Source organism: Pararhizobium sp. DWP1-1-3 (genome assembly GCF_049896125.1).
Lineage (GTDB): Bacteria > Pseudomonadota > Alphaproteobacteria > Rhizobiales > Rhizobiaceae > Pararhizobium.
Map to the genome: position 1 here is coordinate 184,646 of NZ_JAFCTR010000009.1, position 13,640 is coordinate 198,285.

General features: G+C 59.6%; 16 protein-coding genes and 1 tRNA gene. 9 read left to right on the forward strand and 8 right to left on the reverse strand.

Features of this window, described 5'->3' with window-relative positions; translation table 11 throughout:
• Positions 1-96: 96 nt before the first annotated feature.
• Entirely contained in the window at positions 97-684 is a 588-nt protein-coding gene (locus ACP7BS_RS19100) for a DUF1349 domain-containing protein (RefSeq protein WP_426239372.1), read from the forward strand.
• Between the two features lie 12 nt (positions 685-696).
• On the opposite strand, the gene ACP7BS_RS19105 is transcribed toward ACP7BS_RS19100, so the two are convergent.
• On the reverse strand, positions 697-1,125 hold the full coding sequence (locus tag ACP7BS_RS19105) for an OsmC family protein (RefSeq protein ID WP_426239373.1): 429 nt from the start codon (positions 1,123-1,125) through the stop codon (positions 697-699).
• 268 nt (positions 1,126-1,393) lie between these two features.
• Between ACP7BS_RS19105 and ACP7BS_RS19110 the strand changes: the two genes are divergently transcribed.
• The 3 genes from ACP7BS_RS19110 (at position 1,394) to ACP7BS_RS19120 (ending at position 4,066) form a co-directional block, all read left to right on the forward strand.
• Complete coding sequence (locus ACP7BS_RS19110; protein ID WP_426239374.1) at positions 1,394-2,227, forward strand: MetQ/NlpA family lipoprotein; 834 nt, start codon at positions 1,394-1,396, stop codon at positions 2,225-2,227.
• A gap of 125 nt (positions 2,228-2,352) precedes the next feature.
• The gene (locus ACP7BS_RS19115) at positions 2,353-3,432 is read left to right on the forward strand and encodes a methionine ABC transporter ATP-binding protein (RefSeq protein WP_426239375.1); all 1,080 of its coding nucleotides are present in this window, start codon (positions 2,353-2,355) and stop codon (positions 3,430-3,432) included.
• Positions 3,413-4,066: a methionine ABC transporter permease gene (locus ACP7BS_RS19120; protein ID WP_426239376.1), complete on the forward strand. Its 654-nt coding sequence runs from the start codon at positions 3,413-3,415 to the stop codon at positions 4,064-4,066. Before ACP7BS_RS19115 ends, ACP7BS_RS19120 begins: the two co-directional genes overlap by 20 nt.
• A 4-nt stretch (positions 4,067-4,070) precedes the next feature.
• Here ACP7BS_RS19120 and ACP7BS_RS19125 read toward each other — a convergent pair whose 3' ends face one another.
• Positions 4,071-5,438, reverse strand: a complete 1,368-nt coding sequence (locus ACP7BS_RS19125; RefSeq protein ID WP_426239377.1) for an LLM class flavin-dependent oxidoreductase — start codon at positions 5,436-5,438, stop codon at positions 4,071-4,073.
• A gap of 217 nt (positions 5,439-5,655) precedes the next feature.
• Here ACP7BS_RS19125 and tauA point away from each other — a divergent pair, with 217 nt between their 5' ends.
• Genes tauA through ACP7BS_RS19140 form a run of 3 tightly spaced genes read left to right on the forward strand, consistent with a single transcriptional unit; the run spans position 5,656 to position 8,365 of the window.
• Positions 5,656-6,666: a taurine ABC transporter substrate-binding protein gene (tauA, locus tag ACP7BS_RS19130; RefSeq protein ID WP_426239378.1), complete on the forward strand. Its 1,011-nt coding sequence runs from the start codon at positions 5,656-5,658 to the stop codon at positions 6,664-6,666.
• Positions 6,667-6,722: 56 nt separating this feature from the next.
• Positions 6,723-7,520 carry a taurine ABC transporter ATP-binding protein gene (locus ACP7BS_RS19135; RefSeq protein ID WP_426239379.1) on the forward strand — a complete coding sequence of 266 codons (798 nt, stop codon included), beginning with the start codon at positions 6,723-6,725 and terminating at the stop codon, positions 7,518-7,520.
• A complete protein-coding gene (locus tag ACP7BS_RS19140) occupies positions 7,517-8,365 on the forward strand; it encodes an ABC transporter permease subunit (protein ID WP_426239380.1) in 849 nt (282 codons plus the stop codon). Before ACP7BS_RS19135 ends, ACP7BS_RS19140 begins: the two co-directional genes overlap by 4 nt.
• A 16-nt stretch (positions 8,366-8,381) precedes the next feature.
• Here ACP7BS_RS19140 and ACP7BS_RS19145 read toward each other — a convergent pair whose 3' ends face one another.
• Positions 8,382-9,101, reverse strand: a complete 720-nt coding sequence (locus ACP7BS_RS19145; protein ID WP_426230930.1) for a Crp/Fnr family transcriptional regulator — start codon at positions 9,099-9,101, stop codon at positions 8,382-8,384.
• Between the two features lie 152 nt (positions 9,102-9,253).
• On the opposite strand from ACP7BS_RS19145, the gene ACP7BS_RS19150 reads away from it, so the two are divergent.
• Entirely contained in the window at positions 9,254-9,505 is a 252-nt protein-coding gene (locus ACP7BS_RS19150) for a DUF6894 family protein (protein ID WP_426239381.1), read from the forward strand.
• 62 nt (positions 9,506-9,567) lie between these two features.
• On the opposite strand, the gene ACP7BS_RS19155 is transcribed toward ACP7BS_RS19150, so the two are convergent.
• The 5 genes from ACP7BS_RS19155 to ACP7BS_RS19175 form a co-directional block, all read right to left on the reverse strand.
• A complete protein-coding gene (locus ACP7BS_RS19155) occupies positions 9,568-10,347 on the reverse strand; it encodes an SDR family oxidoreductase (RefSeq protein WP_426239382.1) in 780 nt (259 codons plus the stop codon).
• 344 nt (positions 10,348-10,691) lie between these two features.
• Positions 10,692-11,081 carry a hypothetical protein gene (locus ACP7BS_RS19160; protein WP_426239383.1) on the reverse strand — a complete coding sequence of 130 codons (390 nt, stop codon included), beginning with the start codon at positions 11,079-11,081 and terminating at the stop codon, positions 10,692-10,694.
• Positions 11,078-11,653, reverse strand: coding sequence for a Panacea domain-containing protein (locus tag ACP7BS_RS19165; RefSeq protein ID WP_426239384.1), 576 nt, complete (start codon positions 11,651-11,653; stop codon positions 11,078-11,080). Before ACP7BS_RS19165 ends, ACP7BS_RS19160 begins: the two co-directional genes overlap by 4 nt.
• 298 nt (positions 11,654-11,951) lie before the next feature.
• Positions 11,952-12,027: transfer RNA gene (locus ACP7BS_RS19170), tRNA-Ala, on the reverse strand.
• Positions 12,028-12,229: 202 nt separating this feature from the next.
• Positions 12,230-12,619 carry a TIGR02300 family protein gene (locus ACP7BS_RS19175; RefSeq protein WP_060638155.1) on the reverse strand — a complete coding sequence of 130 codons (390 nt, stop codon included), beginning with the start codon at positions 12,617-12,619 and terminating at the stop codon, positions 12,230-12,232.
• A gap of 368 nt (positions 12,620-12,987) precedes the next feature.
• Between ACP7BS_RS19175 and cmk the strand changes: the two genes are divergently transcribed.
• Positions 12,988-13,638: a (d)CMP kinase gene (gene cmk, locus ACP7BS_RS19180; protein ID WP_426239385.1), complete on the forward strand. Its 651-nt coding sequence runs from the start codon at positions 12,988-12,990 to the stop codon at positions 13,636-13,638.
• Positions 13,639-13,640 lie beyond the last annotated feature (2 nt).

The following is a 13,640-nucleotide window of genomic DNA, read 5'->3' on the forward strand; positions in this document are numbered from 1 at the left end:
AATGCCGGATGTGAAGCGCCGGCCCGCCGTCGGGCTTGCCAGCCGGTCGCCGATGGATAGATTGCCGCCACGACACCAGTGACGAGGGAAGCAAACATGGCCGAGGCATTTCGCTGGCATAACGAACCGGCCGTCTGGCACGAAGACGCCAGCGGGCTTTCGCTGAAAACCGATGCGAAAACTGATTTTTGGCAGGACACTTTCTATGGCTTCCATCGTGATAGCGGTCATGCCTATCTGCGTCCGGTCTCCGGCGATTTCACCGGCTCTGCGACGATCACCGGCGTCTACGAAACTCTCTATGATCAGGCCGGGCTGATGCTGCGGCTGGATGAGCGCAACTGGATCAAGTGCGGCATAGAATTTACCGACGGCATGATGCATTTCAGCGTGGTCGTCACGCGCGGCGTGTCGGACTGGTCGGTGATCCCGCTGCCCGGTCTGTCTCCGTCCGCACCGCTTTTCGTGCGGCTGACGCGCCATGACGCTGCCGTGCGCGTTCAATTCCGGTTTGCCGAGCATGCGCCATGGCAGATGGCGCGGCTTTGCCCGTTCTCAGCCGAGGATGCTCAATTCGGGATCACGGCATGCTCGCCGGAGCGCGGTGGGTTTGAGGCGACGTTCAGCGATATCGCCGTCGGCGCGCCGATCAGCCGCGTTCTTCATGATGTGGATAACGACTAAGTCGCGGTCGCTTTAATCGTGAACGGTCATTGAAAAATCCGCACCGCCGCGAAGCGTATTGCTGACCGTGCAGATTTCCTCCTCGGCGGCTTGCGCAATCGCATGTCTTGCTTCCGCGTGGATGTCTCCCCTGATCGTCAGAACGACATTGAATTTTACTACCCGCGACAGGCCCTCGGTGGATTTTTCGCCGGTCACGTCGGCGCGGATTTCAGTCAACCGGTCGAGCAGGCCCATCTGGTTTGCAGCGATCCGGGCGCTCATCGTCAGGCAGGCCGACAGCGATGCATATAAAAGGTCGATCGGGTTGAAGCCTGGCTGCGACGGACCGGTGACGATCTGGATTTCGCCGCCGGTCGCGGATGTCACCTGCGGAAAGCCGTGCCGGCCCAGAACAGCGGTTGCGCCCGTCGGCCTGGTTTTTGTCGTTAATTCCGCCATTTTGCTCTCCTCAAGTCACGCGCAGCTCATTTGATATGCAATTTTCCTGTGTTGGAAGCATTATTGGCTTCTGCGACCAATAAAACCTGCCGGAATAATTAGTCTACGGATTTTATGGAAATTTGTGTCCATAAACAGCCGGACATCCGCAAGAGTTTTCCCGGCCATCACCTGATAAGAGGCGTTCGTGCTTCGCCCAGTGCATCCTATTTTGCGATAACCATCCCACACCGGGGCGCTCGCCTCATTTGACAGGACGGGACTGACAATGACCAAAAAGACGTTTCTTCACACTCTCTCGCGCCGCGCGGCCCTGACCGCTCTTGCCGTTTCCGCCGCTGCGATCGCTGGCTTTGCCGCGCCGTCGGCAAGCTTTGCCGAAGACAAGTCGATCAAGGTCGGCATCATCAGCGGTGAGGACGAGGATGTCTGGCGCGTTGTCACCGCAGAAGCTGCAAAGCAGGGCCTGACCATCGAAACCATCGTTTTCAACGATTACACCCAGCCGAACGAGGCGCTTGAGCGCGGCGAAGTCGATGCCAACGCCTTCCAGCACCAGCCTTATCTCGACAATCAGATCCAGCAGCACGGCTACCACATCGTCAATGTCGGCTATACCGGCGTCTGGCCGATCGGCCTCTACACCAAGAAGTTCAAGACCATTGCCGAACTGCCGGAAGGTGCCGTCATCGGCGTGCCGAACGATCCGTCGAACGAAGGCCGTGCCCTGCGCGTGCTGCAGAACGAAGGTATCATCAAGCTCAAGGATGGCACCGGGATCCTGGCGACGATCGCCGACATCGTTGAAAATCCGAAGAAGGTCGAAATCAAGGAACTCGACGCCGGCGTCGTCGGCCGCGCGATCGAAGATCTCGATGCCGCCGTCGTCAACACCGATTGGGCGCTGAAGAGCGGTCTGTCTGCAGACGACCGCATCGCCCAGGAGCCGGTCGACAACAATCCTTACCGCAACTTCATCGCCGTCAAGCAGGGCAGCGAGAACGAATCCTGGGTGAAGACACTGGTCTCAGCCTACCAGAACGACGCCGTCAAGGCCGAATTCGACAAGGTCTACAAGGGCACCGGCATCAGCGCCTATTGATCACTATCGGCGGTCCGTCGAACGACTTCAAAACCGGGCGGCTCTGGCATTCATTTGCCGGGGCCGCCTTGGGCGTTATAGAGACGCCCGAAACCAAACGCCGAAAACCCAACGAAGGACAAGGCATGAATTCTGTTGTTTCCGCGTCTGCGATCGCGGTACCGCCGCTGGCCGAAGAGGTCGTCCGGCTGACGGACGTCAAGCGGAGCTTCGGCACGACGCCTGCTCTGGACGGCGTGTCGCTGACGGTGCGCAAGGGCGAAATCCTCGGCATTATCGGCCGCAGCGGTGCCGGCAAGTCGACGCTGATCCGCTGCCTGAACGGGCTGGAACAGGCCGATAGCGGCGAAATCCATATCGAAGGCCGCAATATCACCGGCCTGAGCGAAAAGGATCTGCAACCACTGCGCCGCCGTATCGGCATGATTTTTCAGCATTTCAATCTTCTGTCGGCAAAGACCGTGGAGGAAAACGTCGCCTTGCCGCTGAAGATCGAAGGCCTCGGCAAGGCCGAGCGCCTGAAGCGTGCCGCCGAACTGCTCGACCTTGTCGGGCTGTCCGATAAGGCGAAAGCCTATCCCTCGTCGCTATCTGGCGGTCAGAAGCAGCGCGTCGGCATCGCCCGCGCTCTTGCTGCCCGTCCCGCACTTTTGCTGTCGGACGAGGCCACCTCGGCGCTCGACCCGGAAACGACGCGCTCGATCCTGGCTCTGCTGAAGGACATCAACCGCAAGCTCGGCCTGACCATCCTTTTGATCACCCACGAAATGGAAGTGGTGCGCAGCGTCGCCGACCGGGTCGCCGTCATCGATGCCGGGCGTATCGTCGAAGAGGGCCAGGTCTGGTCGGTGTTCGCCGATCCGCAGGCGCCGATCACGCAGAGCCTGCTCAGCGGCATCCGCCCGCAACTGCCGGACACCATCGCCGCGCGGCTGTCGCCGGTGTCCGGTGCCGAGCAGATTCTCAGCATCGATATGGCAGGACCTGCTGCGCAGGGCGCGCTGTTTGCCGATCTGTCGCAGGCGCTGCCACAGTCTTTCCGCCTCGTTCACGGCGGTATCGATCATATCCAGGACCAGCCGGTGGCGCGGTTCTTCATTGCCGTTCCGACACGCGATGCAGCACTGCCGGAACAGGTCCAGAATTTTCTAAAAGCTCGCGGTGCGCGGGTGGAGGTGCTTGGTTATGACACCAATCATGCTTGAACTGCTTTTCCGCTCTCTGTGGGAAACCATCCTGATGACCGGCGCCTCCGGCATCATTTCGCTGGTCGCCGGCCTGCCGCTCGGTCTGGCGCTCGTTGCCACCGCCCGTGGCGGCATTGCCGAAAAGCCCTGGTTGAACAGCGTGCTCGGCGCCATCGTCAACGGCTTCCGCTCCGTGCCCTTCATCATCCTGCTCGTCGCGCTGATCCCGCTGACGCGGCTGATCGTCGGAACGGCGCTCGGCACCTGGGCTGCCATCGTGCCGCTGGCGATTGCCGCCACGCCCTATTACGCCCGTATTGCCGAAGTGTCGCTGCGTGAGGTCGATCGTGGCCTGATCGATGCGGTGCGCGCCATGGGCGGCAATCGCTGGACGATCATCCGCGAAGTGCTGGTGCCGGAAGCGCTGCCGGGCATCATCTCCGGTTTTACAGTCACACTGGTGACCCTGGTCGGAGCTTCCGCCATGGCCGGCGCCATCGGCGCCGGTGGCCTCGGCGATCTCGCCATCCGCTACGGTTACCAGCGGTTTGAGACCACGGTGATGATTGCCGTGGTGATCGTGCTGATCATTCTGGTCTGCGGCATCCAGTGGCTTGGCGACCGCCTCGTCGCCAGACTGGATCATAAATAGCCGGCTAATCTCTTTTATGCCTGAATGCGGCGGCGGGATGGGAGGCGGTCAGCCTTCCGTCTCCGCCGCCGAACAGTTTCTGCCGCAGCGGACCCTCAGCATAATCGGCCTTGAACAGACCGCGTTCCTGCAGCACCGGCACGACCAGATCGACGAAATCCCCAAGGCTCTCCGGCGCGACCGTGCGGGCGAGATTGAAGCCGTCGATGCCGGCCTCCTCGATCCACATCTGCAAGTGGTCGGCAATCTGCTCCGGCGAGCCGATTACCGGCTTCATCCGGCTTCCCAGCACCATCTGCTCGGTAATCTGCCGCACCGTCACCGGCTTTGCCGCCTGTTTGGTGATCGCCGCCAGTGCCGACTGGTTGGCATTGGTGGTCAATTGTTCGATCGGTTCATCCAGCCCATATTTGGATAGATCGATGCCGATGGAGCTTGAATAATGTGCCAGTGACGCTTCGATGCTGGCGTGGCGGCGATAGTCCTCCAGCTTGTCCTGCGCTTCCTTCTCCGTCCGCCCGACAACGACGGTCAACAGATTGAGGATGCGCAAGGCATCGCGGCCCCGGCCGAATTCCTCGGCCTTGCGGCGCAAGCCTTCAACGATCGGCCTGGCGGCTTGCGGCGCGGCGCTGGCAATGAACACGCATTCCGCATGTTTGCCGGCAAAATCCTGCCCCCGCACCGAAGCGCCGGCCTGAAACAACAGCGGCGTCCGCTGCGGCGAGGGCTCGCTGAGATGGATGCCCTCCATCTTGTGATAGCGCCCATCATATCTCACGGCCCGCACCTTGGAGGGGTCGGCAAATATCCGGCCCGTCTTGTCGCGTAGCACGGCATCGTCGTCCCAGCTGCCTTCCCAGAGCTTGTAGAGCACCTCGAGATACTCTTCCGCCGCGTCGTAGCGGGCGTCATGGTCCGGCTGCCGCTCCATACCCATGCTGCGGGCAGCGCTGTCGAGATAGCCGGTGACGATATTCCAGCCGATCCGCCCCTTGGTCAGGTGGTCCAGCGTCGACATCCGCCGCGCCAGTAGAAATGGCGGCTCGTAGGTTGTGTTGACGGTGACGCCGAAGCCCAGATGCCTGGTGACATGCGCCATGGCTGAAATCGGGATCAGCGGATCGTTGACCGGGATCTGCGCGCCGGTCTGGATCGTCGGTGCTGGGCTACCCTTGTAGACGTCATAGACCCCGACGATATCCGCCAGGAACAGCCCATCGAGCTTGCCCCGTTCGGCGGTGATGGCCAGATCCGTCCAGTAGTCGAGATCGGTATAGCGCACCGACTGATCGCGCGGATGCGTCCACAGGCCATGATTGATGTGCCCGACGCAGTTCATGTCGAAGGCGTAGATCTGCATTGTCTTCATCCTGCCATCCCCTGTCTTTCGGTCGCGTTTTTCTCTGTTTAGTACCATTCCGGCGAAAAGACCCAAGTCCTTCGTTAATTTAGATTCGCATTACGAAAGCATAGCGAATTCAGGAATTTTTTATCTCTATAAATTCTATGAATTTTACAATGATTAAACATCATTCCACCGGAGCCTTCGGCGCGGAATGCCATTGAACCATTGCCGGGAGAGGGACATGACAATCAACCGACGCCGCCTTTTGGGAACCGCCACCTTGGCCGTTCTCGCCTTTGCAACGCAGAGCAATTTTTCATACGCCGCCGACGTCAACGTCAATATCGGCTACCAGCCGATCGTCGAGCCGTCGCGCGTCCCGCAGGCCGACGGGACCTATGAAAAGGTCACCGGCGCCAAGATCAACTGGCAGAAATTCGACAGCGGTGCCGACGTGATCACCGCGATCGCCTCCGGTTCGCTCGATATCGGCTATGTCGGCTCCTCGCCGCTGGCTGCTGCCGCCAGCCGCGAAATTCCGATCGAGACGATCTTCGTCGTCGGCCTGATCTCGGAAGCCGAAGCGCTGGCCGTCAAGGGCATCGACAAGCCCGAAGGTCTTGCCGGCAAGAAGATCGCCACGCCTTTCGTTTCCACTGCCCATTACAGCCTGCTGACGGCGCTGAAGCACTGGAAGGTCGATCCGAAATCGGTCGAAATCCTCAACCTGCGGCCGCCGGAAATCGCAGCCGCCTGGGAACGCGGCGATATCGACGGCGCCTACGTCTGGGATCCGGTCCTGTCGGAGCTGAAAAAAACCGGCAGCGTGCTCGCCACGTCGGCGGATGTCGCTTCATGGGGCGGTCCGACCTTCGATGCCTGGATCGTCAGCAAGAAGTTCGCAGAGGAACATCCGGAAATCGTGACCGGCTTCGTCCAGGTGACCGGCAAGGCCTACGCATCCTACCTTGCCAATCCGGACAGCTGGAATGCCGCATCGCCGGAAGCGGAAAAAATCGCCAAGCTCACCGGCGCCAAGGTCGAGGAAGTTCCCGCTCTCCTGAAGGGTTATCACTTCCCATCTCTCAAGGAGCAGGCCGGTGCCGATCTGCTCGGCGGCGGTACGGCAAAGGCCGTGGCGGAAACCTCGGCCTTCTTGCTTGAACAGGGCAAGATTCCGGCGGTTCTTCCGGACTATGCGCCCTACGTCTCGTCGCGCTGGGTCGGCGAAGCCGCCAAGGCCGGCCTTTAAGAAACAGGCGCTGGAATCCATCAGGGATTCCAGCGCCACAAACCATCGGTGTGATCATGAGCGTCCTGTCGCTGCAATCCGTATCCCTGGCGTTTCCGGCCGAGCGCGACAGCCGTCAAACGCGGCTGGTGCTGGATGGCGTGACGCTGCATCTTGCCTCGGATGAATTCATTGCGGTCATCGGCCGCTCCGGTTCCGGCAAGACTAGCCTTCTCAACCTTGCCGCGGGGTTCCTCAAACCCACGTCCGGCCGCGTCTCTGTGGATGGCATGGATATTACCGGGCCGGCCGCCGATCGTGCGGTCGTCTTTCAGGACGATGCGCTCTATCCCTGGCTGAACGCCCGCGACAATGTCGCCTTTCCGCTGAAGCTCAAGGGGATCGCCAAGGGCGAGCGCCGGCTGCGGGCAGATGAGTTGCTCGCCAAGGTCGGCCTGGAAAATGCCGGTGCCAAGAATATCTGGGAACTGTCAGGCGGCATGCGCCAGCGCGTCGGCATCGCCCGTGCGCTGGCCTCCGAGCCCCGCTTCCTGCTGCTCGACGAGCCGCTCGGCGCGCTCGATGCGCTGACCCGCACCCGCCTGCAGCAATTCCTGCTCAAGGTCTGGTCGGACAGCAAGACCGGAGCGCTCTTGATCACCCACAGTATCGAGGAGGCCATGCTGCTCGCCACCCGCGTCATCGTGCTGGCGCCCAATCCCGGCCGTATCATCGCCGATATCCCGGCAAGCTTCGGCAGGCAGTTGCTCAGCGGAAAATCACTGCAGGCTATCAAGAATACGCCGGAATACCGGCGTCTTCACGATGGCCTGAACGGCCTCATTCATGCGGATAGCGAGGAGGAAGCGGCATGACCATCAATATCGGCGCCATTGTACCCGTCACCCCGACTGTGCCTGCGGATGCCGTGATCGAAGCGCAAAAGCCCAGGCGCAGCTTAGGGACCTTGCCGGTCTCATTGGCAACCATCGCCGTCATCGTCGCCGCCTGGAGCCTTGCCTCGGCCTATGGCCTCGTGTCGCCGCTCTTTTTGCCGTCGCCTCTGATCGTCCTGAAGGCGATCTATTCCGTTGCGGTCAATGGCTTCGTCGATTCGACGCTTGCCGAGCACACGCTGGCCAGCCTGCTGCGCATCTTTGCAGCCCTTGCCGCCGCCATCGTCATCGGTATTCCAGCCGGTCTTGCCATCGGCACCAGCCGTGTCGGCAAGGGCATTCTCGATCCGATCGTCGAATTCCTGCGGCCGCTGCCGCCGCTGGCCTATCTGCCGCTGATCATCATCTGGATCGGCATCGGCGAAGCCTCGAAGATCACCGTCATCTCGCTCGCCATGCTGCCACCGATCATCCTGTCGACCGCCGCAGGGGTCAAATCGGCGCCTGCCGATTTCATCAATGCGGCCAGATCGTTTGGGGCTTCCCGTCTGCAGATCCTGCTGCAGGTGATCCTGCCCAGCACCATCCCGTCGATCCTGACTGGAACCCGCATCGCGCTCGGCGCAGGCTGGTCGACGCTGGTGGCAGCCGAATTGGTGGCGGCAAGCCGCGGTCTCGGCTTCATGATCCAGTCTGCCGCGCAATTCCTCGTCACCGACATCGTCATTGCCGGCATCATCGTCATTGCCGCGATCGCGTTCCTGTTCGAAATCCTGGCGCGCCTGCTGGAGCGCTGGTTCGTACCCTGGGCCGCGCATCGTTAGAAGAAGAGCTTCAGGCCTATCGCGGCTCGACCGTCTGGCTGAGATAGGTCGGGTCGAACTGCGCCAGCTCCTGCAGGCGCGGCCAGTCGAGAATGGTGATCATCTGGCCGATCCAGGTCAGCAACTCCGCCTTGCGCAGGATCTGCAGGGTCTTGTTGAGGTGCACCAGCGATATGCCGAGAACATCGGCAAGTTCCACCTGCGTCAGTGGAAAATGAAAGCTGTAGCCGGTCGTGCGCCCGACCACCTGCAGCCGCATGAACAATTCGCAGACCAGATGGGCGAGATGCGACTTTTTCGAGCGCCGCCCCATCGCCACGATCCACTCGCGGTGGATGGCGCCATCGATCAGCGTGTCGAGCCAGAGCAGGCGGCTGAGATGCGGCTGTGATTCGGTGATGGCCTTGAGGTCGCCGTGCTCGACGAATGCCACATGGCATTGCGACATGGCCACGATGCCATGGTCCATGGTCTTGAGCAGAAATGCGTGCAGATCGACGAAATCGCCGGCAATGTGCAGGGCGGTGATCTGGCGCGTGCCGTCGGCCAGGAACTTGTAACGCGCCGCAAAGCCGTCGATCAGCAGCGTGCTGTAGCCTGGCCGCGATCCCTCGACCACGATCTCCTCGTCGACCTTGAAGCGCCGGTCGCGCCAGATCAGGTTCCTGAGCAGTGCCACCTCGTGCGGCAACACCACATCATGGCTTTGGAGATTGAGAAGAAGGGAATCGATCAATTTGCGGCATGCCATGTGAGGGATGGGCTCTCCACCTATCCCACAAACGGCCGGGGCTCATTTAACATTGACATATGAATGACGAATCCTGTTGATTTCAGGAACTATTTTCATTCCGGCGAATTCCTGATCGTTCAAGGGATGCAAAGATGATGAGCCGATACTTTTTCGATCTGCACAACGGCGACGGCGCAACGCGCGACGAAGACGGGTTGGAGCTCTCAACACGCGAAAGCGTGACCCGGGAAGTCAGCCGGATCCTGCTGGATGTCGTCCAGGACGAGATTGGCGAGCAGCCAAACGGCGCAGTATCCGTTGTGGTTCGCGATGACAAAGGCAGAGCTGTTTCCATGGCCAATCTGACCTTCAGCAATTCATGGTTCGAGGCCGAACCAACCGAATAGCAGCATCGGCTCGCCGGCCGTCCGTGGACCGGGCGGCCGGCGAGCCGGAGCAATGAATCCAGCTACAGCATTGCCCGGCTGAGGCCCCCGTCGATTGGCAGAGCAATACCGGTAATGTAGCCTGCCTGACGGCTGGCCAGGAACGCTGCAACCGCCCCGAACTCGGCTGGCGTACCATAGCGGCCGACCGGAATGTCTGACTGGCTGCGCGCCGCAACCGTCTCGAGGCTCAAGCCTTCGCTTTCGGCATCCATTTTGTCGAAGCTCAGCGTTCTGTCCGTCGCCAGCCGGCCAGGCAGAAGCATGTTGACGGTAACGCCTTGGGCCGCCACTTCCCCCGCCAGCGTCTTCAGCCAGCCGGCAACGGCGCTGCGCAGCGCGTTGGAGGCGGTGAGGCCCGCGATCGGCTCGCGAATGCTGGTGGAAGCCACGGCCATGATCCGCCCCCAGCCGTTCTGCCGCATGGACGGCAGCAAACGGTTGGTGATGCGCATGCCGGCCAGCACCATTGTATCGAATTGCGCGCGCCAGAACGCCGGATTGATCTCCGAAGCCAGGCTTGGCGGCGGCCCGCCACCGTTCAACACGAGGATATCGATATCACCGAAATCGGCCGCAAGCCGGTCGAGGAATGGGTCAATGGCATCGGGGTCTTCAAGATCAAGCGCAAATCCGCGGACCGAATCACCGATCTCCGCCGCACTCAACGCCGACTTGGCCTGATCCCGCCCCGTCAGGGCAACAATCGCTCCCTCTGCCGCCAGCGCCTCGGCAATCCCGCGGCCCAGCCCCTTGCTGCCGCCGAGAACGAGTGCCCGTTTGCCGTTGATGCCGAGATCCATGGTGTGCTCCTGCTGTCGTTTGCTATGGAGACGGTTGGAGCGCGAGGGTGGCTTGCAGTCAATGGAAAAGATGAGGGGCGGACTGTTAGGTGCGGCGCGTCGCACTTCGACATCATAGCGAGCCCAATAGGCAGACACTCATTGAGTTCGCGAGGAAGAGCGACCTGTAGGGAGCACGAGCGCCCGGCGAGAATGCCTTCTCCATTCTCCGAGCAATAGCGGCGCACGATTGAGTGCGGCAAGTTCATGAAACGAGAGGCGGGCTTTACGCCAACGATGGTCGCATTCGATACGCCGCGCCTCAAGGCTGGCATAACCGCAGACGACCGATATCTACGATGTAACTAAACAATCCCGTTCTGATCGGCATAGCGGATTATTCGGCCGGATGTATCGTCAGAAATCCGGATGCCATCAACAATCCGCTGAAATACCCCCGCGTCCCAGTCTTCGCGAGTGAGGTAGTATTTTTTATCGATCATGTTGCCAATATGGGCGGCGCGAGTGATTTGAGCCAGTCGGTACAAAAGAAAACTTGGATGCTTGATAAATGGATGGGCTCCGGCTTCAAGAACGCAGGATGTATCGTGGCTTTTGCCAGCTTTGATCGTAGTCACGTTTATGATGAGACATTGCTTCTCGCCACAGGGTCCGTTCATAACTGCGAATAGGTGATGAACCTCGTTGATCGGTCCAAGGAATGACGCTGTGCGATAGGGAATGTATCCTGTCATGCCGCCCTGAAGGTGGACACCATTCGGCGCTCGTTCTGAAGGTCTTCAGCAAGGTCAATGGGATCTTTTTTATCGAGGACTTGGAAAATCCTTGCGAGTTCAATGGGAATAGAAGAGCCTGCAGGGTCTTTCCATTCCGGGCAAAAATAGTGAGTCCATTCTGCTAACTCAAAACGGTCGATGTCCTTGAACTTCTCCCAAGTGTCTTCCAGCACCTTCAGGTCGCCACGGCTCAATTCGTCCAGATCGCCCACCTCAACTTGTTGAGACAGAGGGAGGTTGTCGTGGTGCCGAGGTGAGATGAATTCATGCCAATCGTCCTGGCGAGACGGTGCAACACCATTCATGTAGCTGTAAGTGTAGGAGTTCACGGGCCCAAACTTCATCGAAACGTAGGTATCATTCGTAATTGGGAAGTCCCGCCGCTCCATGCTCAGCCTATCCGCGAGGTAAAGAAGTTTGGTGGCTTTAAGAATGTTGATCGCGCCACCAGCTTGCAGGGCAAAGAAAGCCGTTACCTGCGCAGCCTTGCGGGTTAAAAACCAATCAGGAATGGTCGGTACGTAGGTCATCTCATCGACATTCCGGCGGTCATGACGCTTTCTCCATTGCGGCCACGATCGGCCTAAGCGGTAAACGGTTTAAGTCGATCATCTCACCCACAAACATTATATGTGATTTACGATTCAACTGTAAAGCGTTGCCCTGCGAGAGCCTGATGTAAGACCTAGGGCCATTACTTCAGCCGAGCGGCGGCGATGTTTGCGAAAATACCGAAATCGCCCTCGGAGGTGCCTGGGGGCCTAAAAGAAATACAAATTTGAGCCCGTGTAGGCAAAACTAGCAAGTGATTGTATCAATTTAAGAAATTGGTGGAGCTAAGCGGGATCGAACCGCTGACCTCTTGCATGCCATGCAAGCGCTCTCCCAGCTGAGCTATAGCCCCATTTTGGGTCCGGCAAAGCCGGTTCCGGGAAGGCCGTCCGAACTGTTTGTCCGGTCGGTTGGCGGCTTCATACTTCTGCTTTTTGAAGATGGCAAGCCGAAAAAGACAAAGGGCGACGTTTTTATTGTGTGCGCCCGGAGCCTTGCGTCCGCATGAGGGTTGAAAACCCCGTGCGGACGCAATTGTTTGAATTCTGTGAGGTTTAGACCTCGTCGTCGTCGTCCGAGACGCCGATCAGGTCGGACAGGCCGTCCTCGTCGTCTTCGTCTGCTTCCAGGAACGTATCGTCGTCATCGCCTTCGATTTCGACGTCGTCATCGCCCAGATCCGGAATGTCGTCGCCGCCGGCTGCTTCGCTGTCGGCATCCTCGAGCGAGACCAGTTCGACTTCAGGGTTCTCGGTATCGACTTCCTGAACCTCGTCTTCTTCTGCAGCCTTTTCCATTACCTTGGCAACGGATGTTTCCTCGAAGAAGGAGAGCGGATAGGATTTTCCGGTATAGGGAGAAACGATCGGGTCCTTGTTCAGGTCGTAGAATTTACGGCCCGTTTCCGGATCGACGCGTTTTGTTCCAAGTTCCGCTTTTGCCACGGTCAAAGCCTCTTGAATGGCCGGAATTACCGGCATCTGCCGGAATACCGGCGTTGAAGGTGAAATGAATTAGCCGGTCCCCATAATCGTCTTGGCCCCGTCTGTCAAAGATTAACTTCTGCAAGCGTCCGCTGCGCTTTTCTTTGGAAGAGAGGATGACCATTCTGCAACTTGGTGTTACGCAGCATGCAAAGTCGCGGATAGCGGGTTCCACGCCCGTTGAGTTTTTTTATCTACCGCCGAAGTGCGTGGATGGTCTGGCCAGGACCGGAGGTGGATTTCGCAAAAACGCTTGCCGCGGACAACGGTACTGTGAGATTCCAGAGCGCGGCACGCCACGACGATCATATCCATTTTCAGGTAGCACAATGACTTTCATCATCGCCATCGACGGACCTGCGGCTGCGGGCAAGGGGACATTGTCGCGCCGGATCGCTGAGGAATACGGTTTCCATCATCTCGATACCGGGCTGACCTACCGCGCCACGGCCAAGGCGCTGCTGGATGCCGGACTGCCTTTGGACGACGAAAGGATCGCCGAGCAGATGGCTCGCGACATCGAGCTTGCAGGGCTCGACCGCAGCGTCCTTTCCGCCCATTCAATCGGCGAAGCGGCCTCCAAGATCGCGGTCATGCCGCTGGTGCGCCAGGCGCTTGTCGAGACGCAGCGCGCCTTTTCGCTGCGTGAACCCGGCACGGTGCTCGATGGCCGCGATATCGGCACCGTCGTCTGCCCGGATGCGCCGGTGAAACTCTATGTGACCGCCTCGGCCGAAGTGCGGGCGCGGCGCCGGTTCGACGAGATCGTCGGCAACGGCATTCCGGCCGATTTCCTGGAGATCCTGGCCGATATCGTCAAACGTGACGAACGCGACATGGGACGCGCCGACAGCCCGCTGCGCCCGGCTTCCGATGCGCACTTGCTAGATACGTCCGAAATGAGTATAGAGGCCGCATTCTTAACGGCGAAGACGTTTGTCGATGCCGCATTGAAGCATTCAGCAGGTTCGGAAAATTGAAC

What these genes read in the sequence shown, in the direction of transcription:
- ACP7BS_RS19100 (WP_426239372.1), top strand. Translation starts at nt 97, where the DNA reads ATGGCCGAGGCATTTCGCTGGCATAACGAACCGGCCGTCTGGCACGAA.
- ACP7BS_RS19105 (WP_426239373.1), bottom strand. Translation starts at nt 1,125, where the DNA reads ATGGCGGAATTAACGACAAAAACCAGGCCGACGGGCGCAACCGCTGTT.
- ACP7BS_RS19110 (WP_426239374.1), top strand. Translation starts at nt 1,394, where the DNA reads ATGACCAAAAAGACGTTTCTTCACACTCTCTCGCGCCGCGCGGCCCTG.
- ACP7BS_RS19115 (WP_426239375.1), top strand. Translation starts at nt 2,353, where the DNA reads ATGAATTCTGTTGTTTCCGCGTCTGCGATCGCGGTACCGCCGCTGGCC.
- ACP7BS_RS19120 (WP_426239376.1), top strand. Translation starts at nt 3,413, where the DNA reads ATGACACCAATCATGCTTGAACTGCTTTTCCGCTCTCTGTGGGAAACC.
- ACP7BS_RS19125 (WP_426239377.1), bottom strand. Translation starts at nt 5,438, where the DNA reads ATGAAGACAATGCAGATCTACGCCTTCGACATGAACTGCGTCGGGCAC.
- tauA (WP_426239378.1), top strand. Translation starts at nt 5,656, where the DNA reads ATGACAATCAACCGACGCCGCCTTTTGGGAACCGCCACCTTGGCCGTT.
- ACP7BS_RS19135 (WP_426239379.1), top strand. Translation starts at nt 6,723, where the DNA reads ATGAGCGTCCTGTCGCTGCAATCCGTATCCCTGGCGTTTCCGGCCGAG.
- ACP7BS_RS19140 (WP_426239380.1), top strand. Translation starts at nt 7,517, where the DNA reads ATGACCATCAATATCGGCGCCATTGTACCCGTCACCCCGACTGTGCCT.
- ACP7BS_RS19150 (WP_426239381.1), top strand. Translation starts at nt 9,254, where the DNA reads ATGAGCCGATACTTTTTCGATCTGCACAACGGCGACGGCGCAACGCGC.
- ACP7BS_RS19155 (WP_426239382.1), bottom strand. Translation starts at nt 10,347, where the DNA reads ATGGATCTCGGCATCAACGGCAAACGGGCACTCGTTCTCGGCGGCAGC.
- ACP7BS_RS19160 (WP_426239383.1), bottom strand. Translation starts at nt 11,081, where the DNA reads ATGACAGGATACATTCCCTATCGCACAGCGTCATTCCTTGGACCGATC.
- ACP7BS_RS19165 (WP_426239384.1), bottom strand. Translation starts at nt 11,653, where the DNA reads ATGACCTACGTACCGACCATTCCTGATTGGTTTTTAACCCGCAAGGCT.
- cmk (WP_426239385.1), top strand. Translation starts at nt 12,988, where the DNA reads ATGACTTTCATCATCGCCATCGACGGACCTGCGGCTGCGGGCAAGGGG.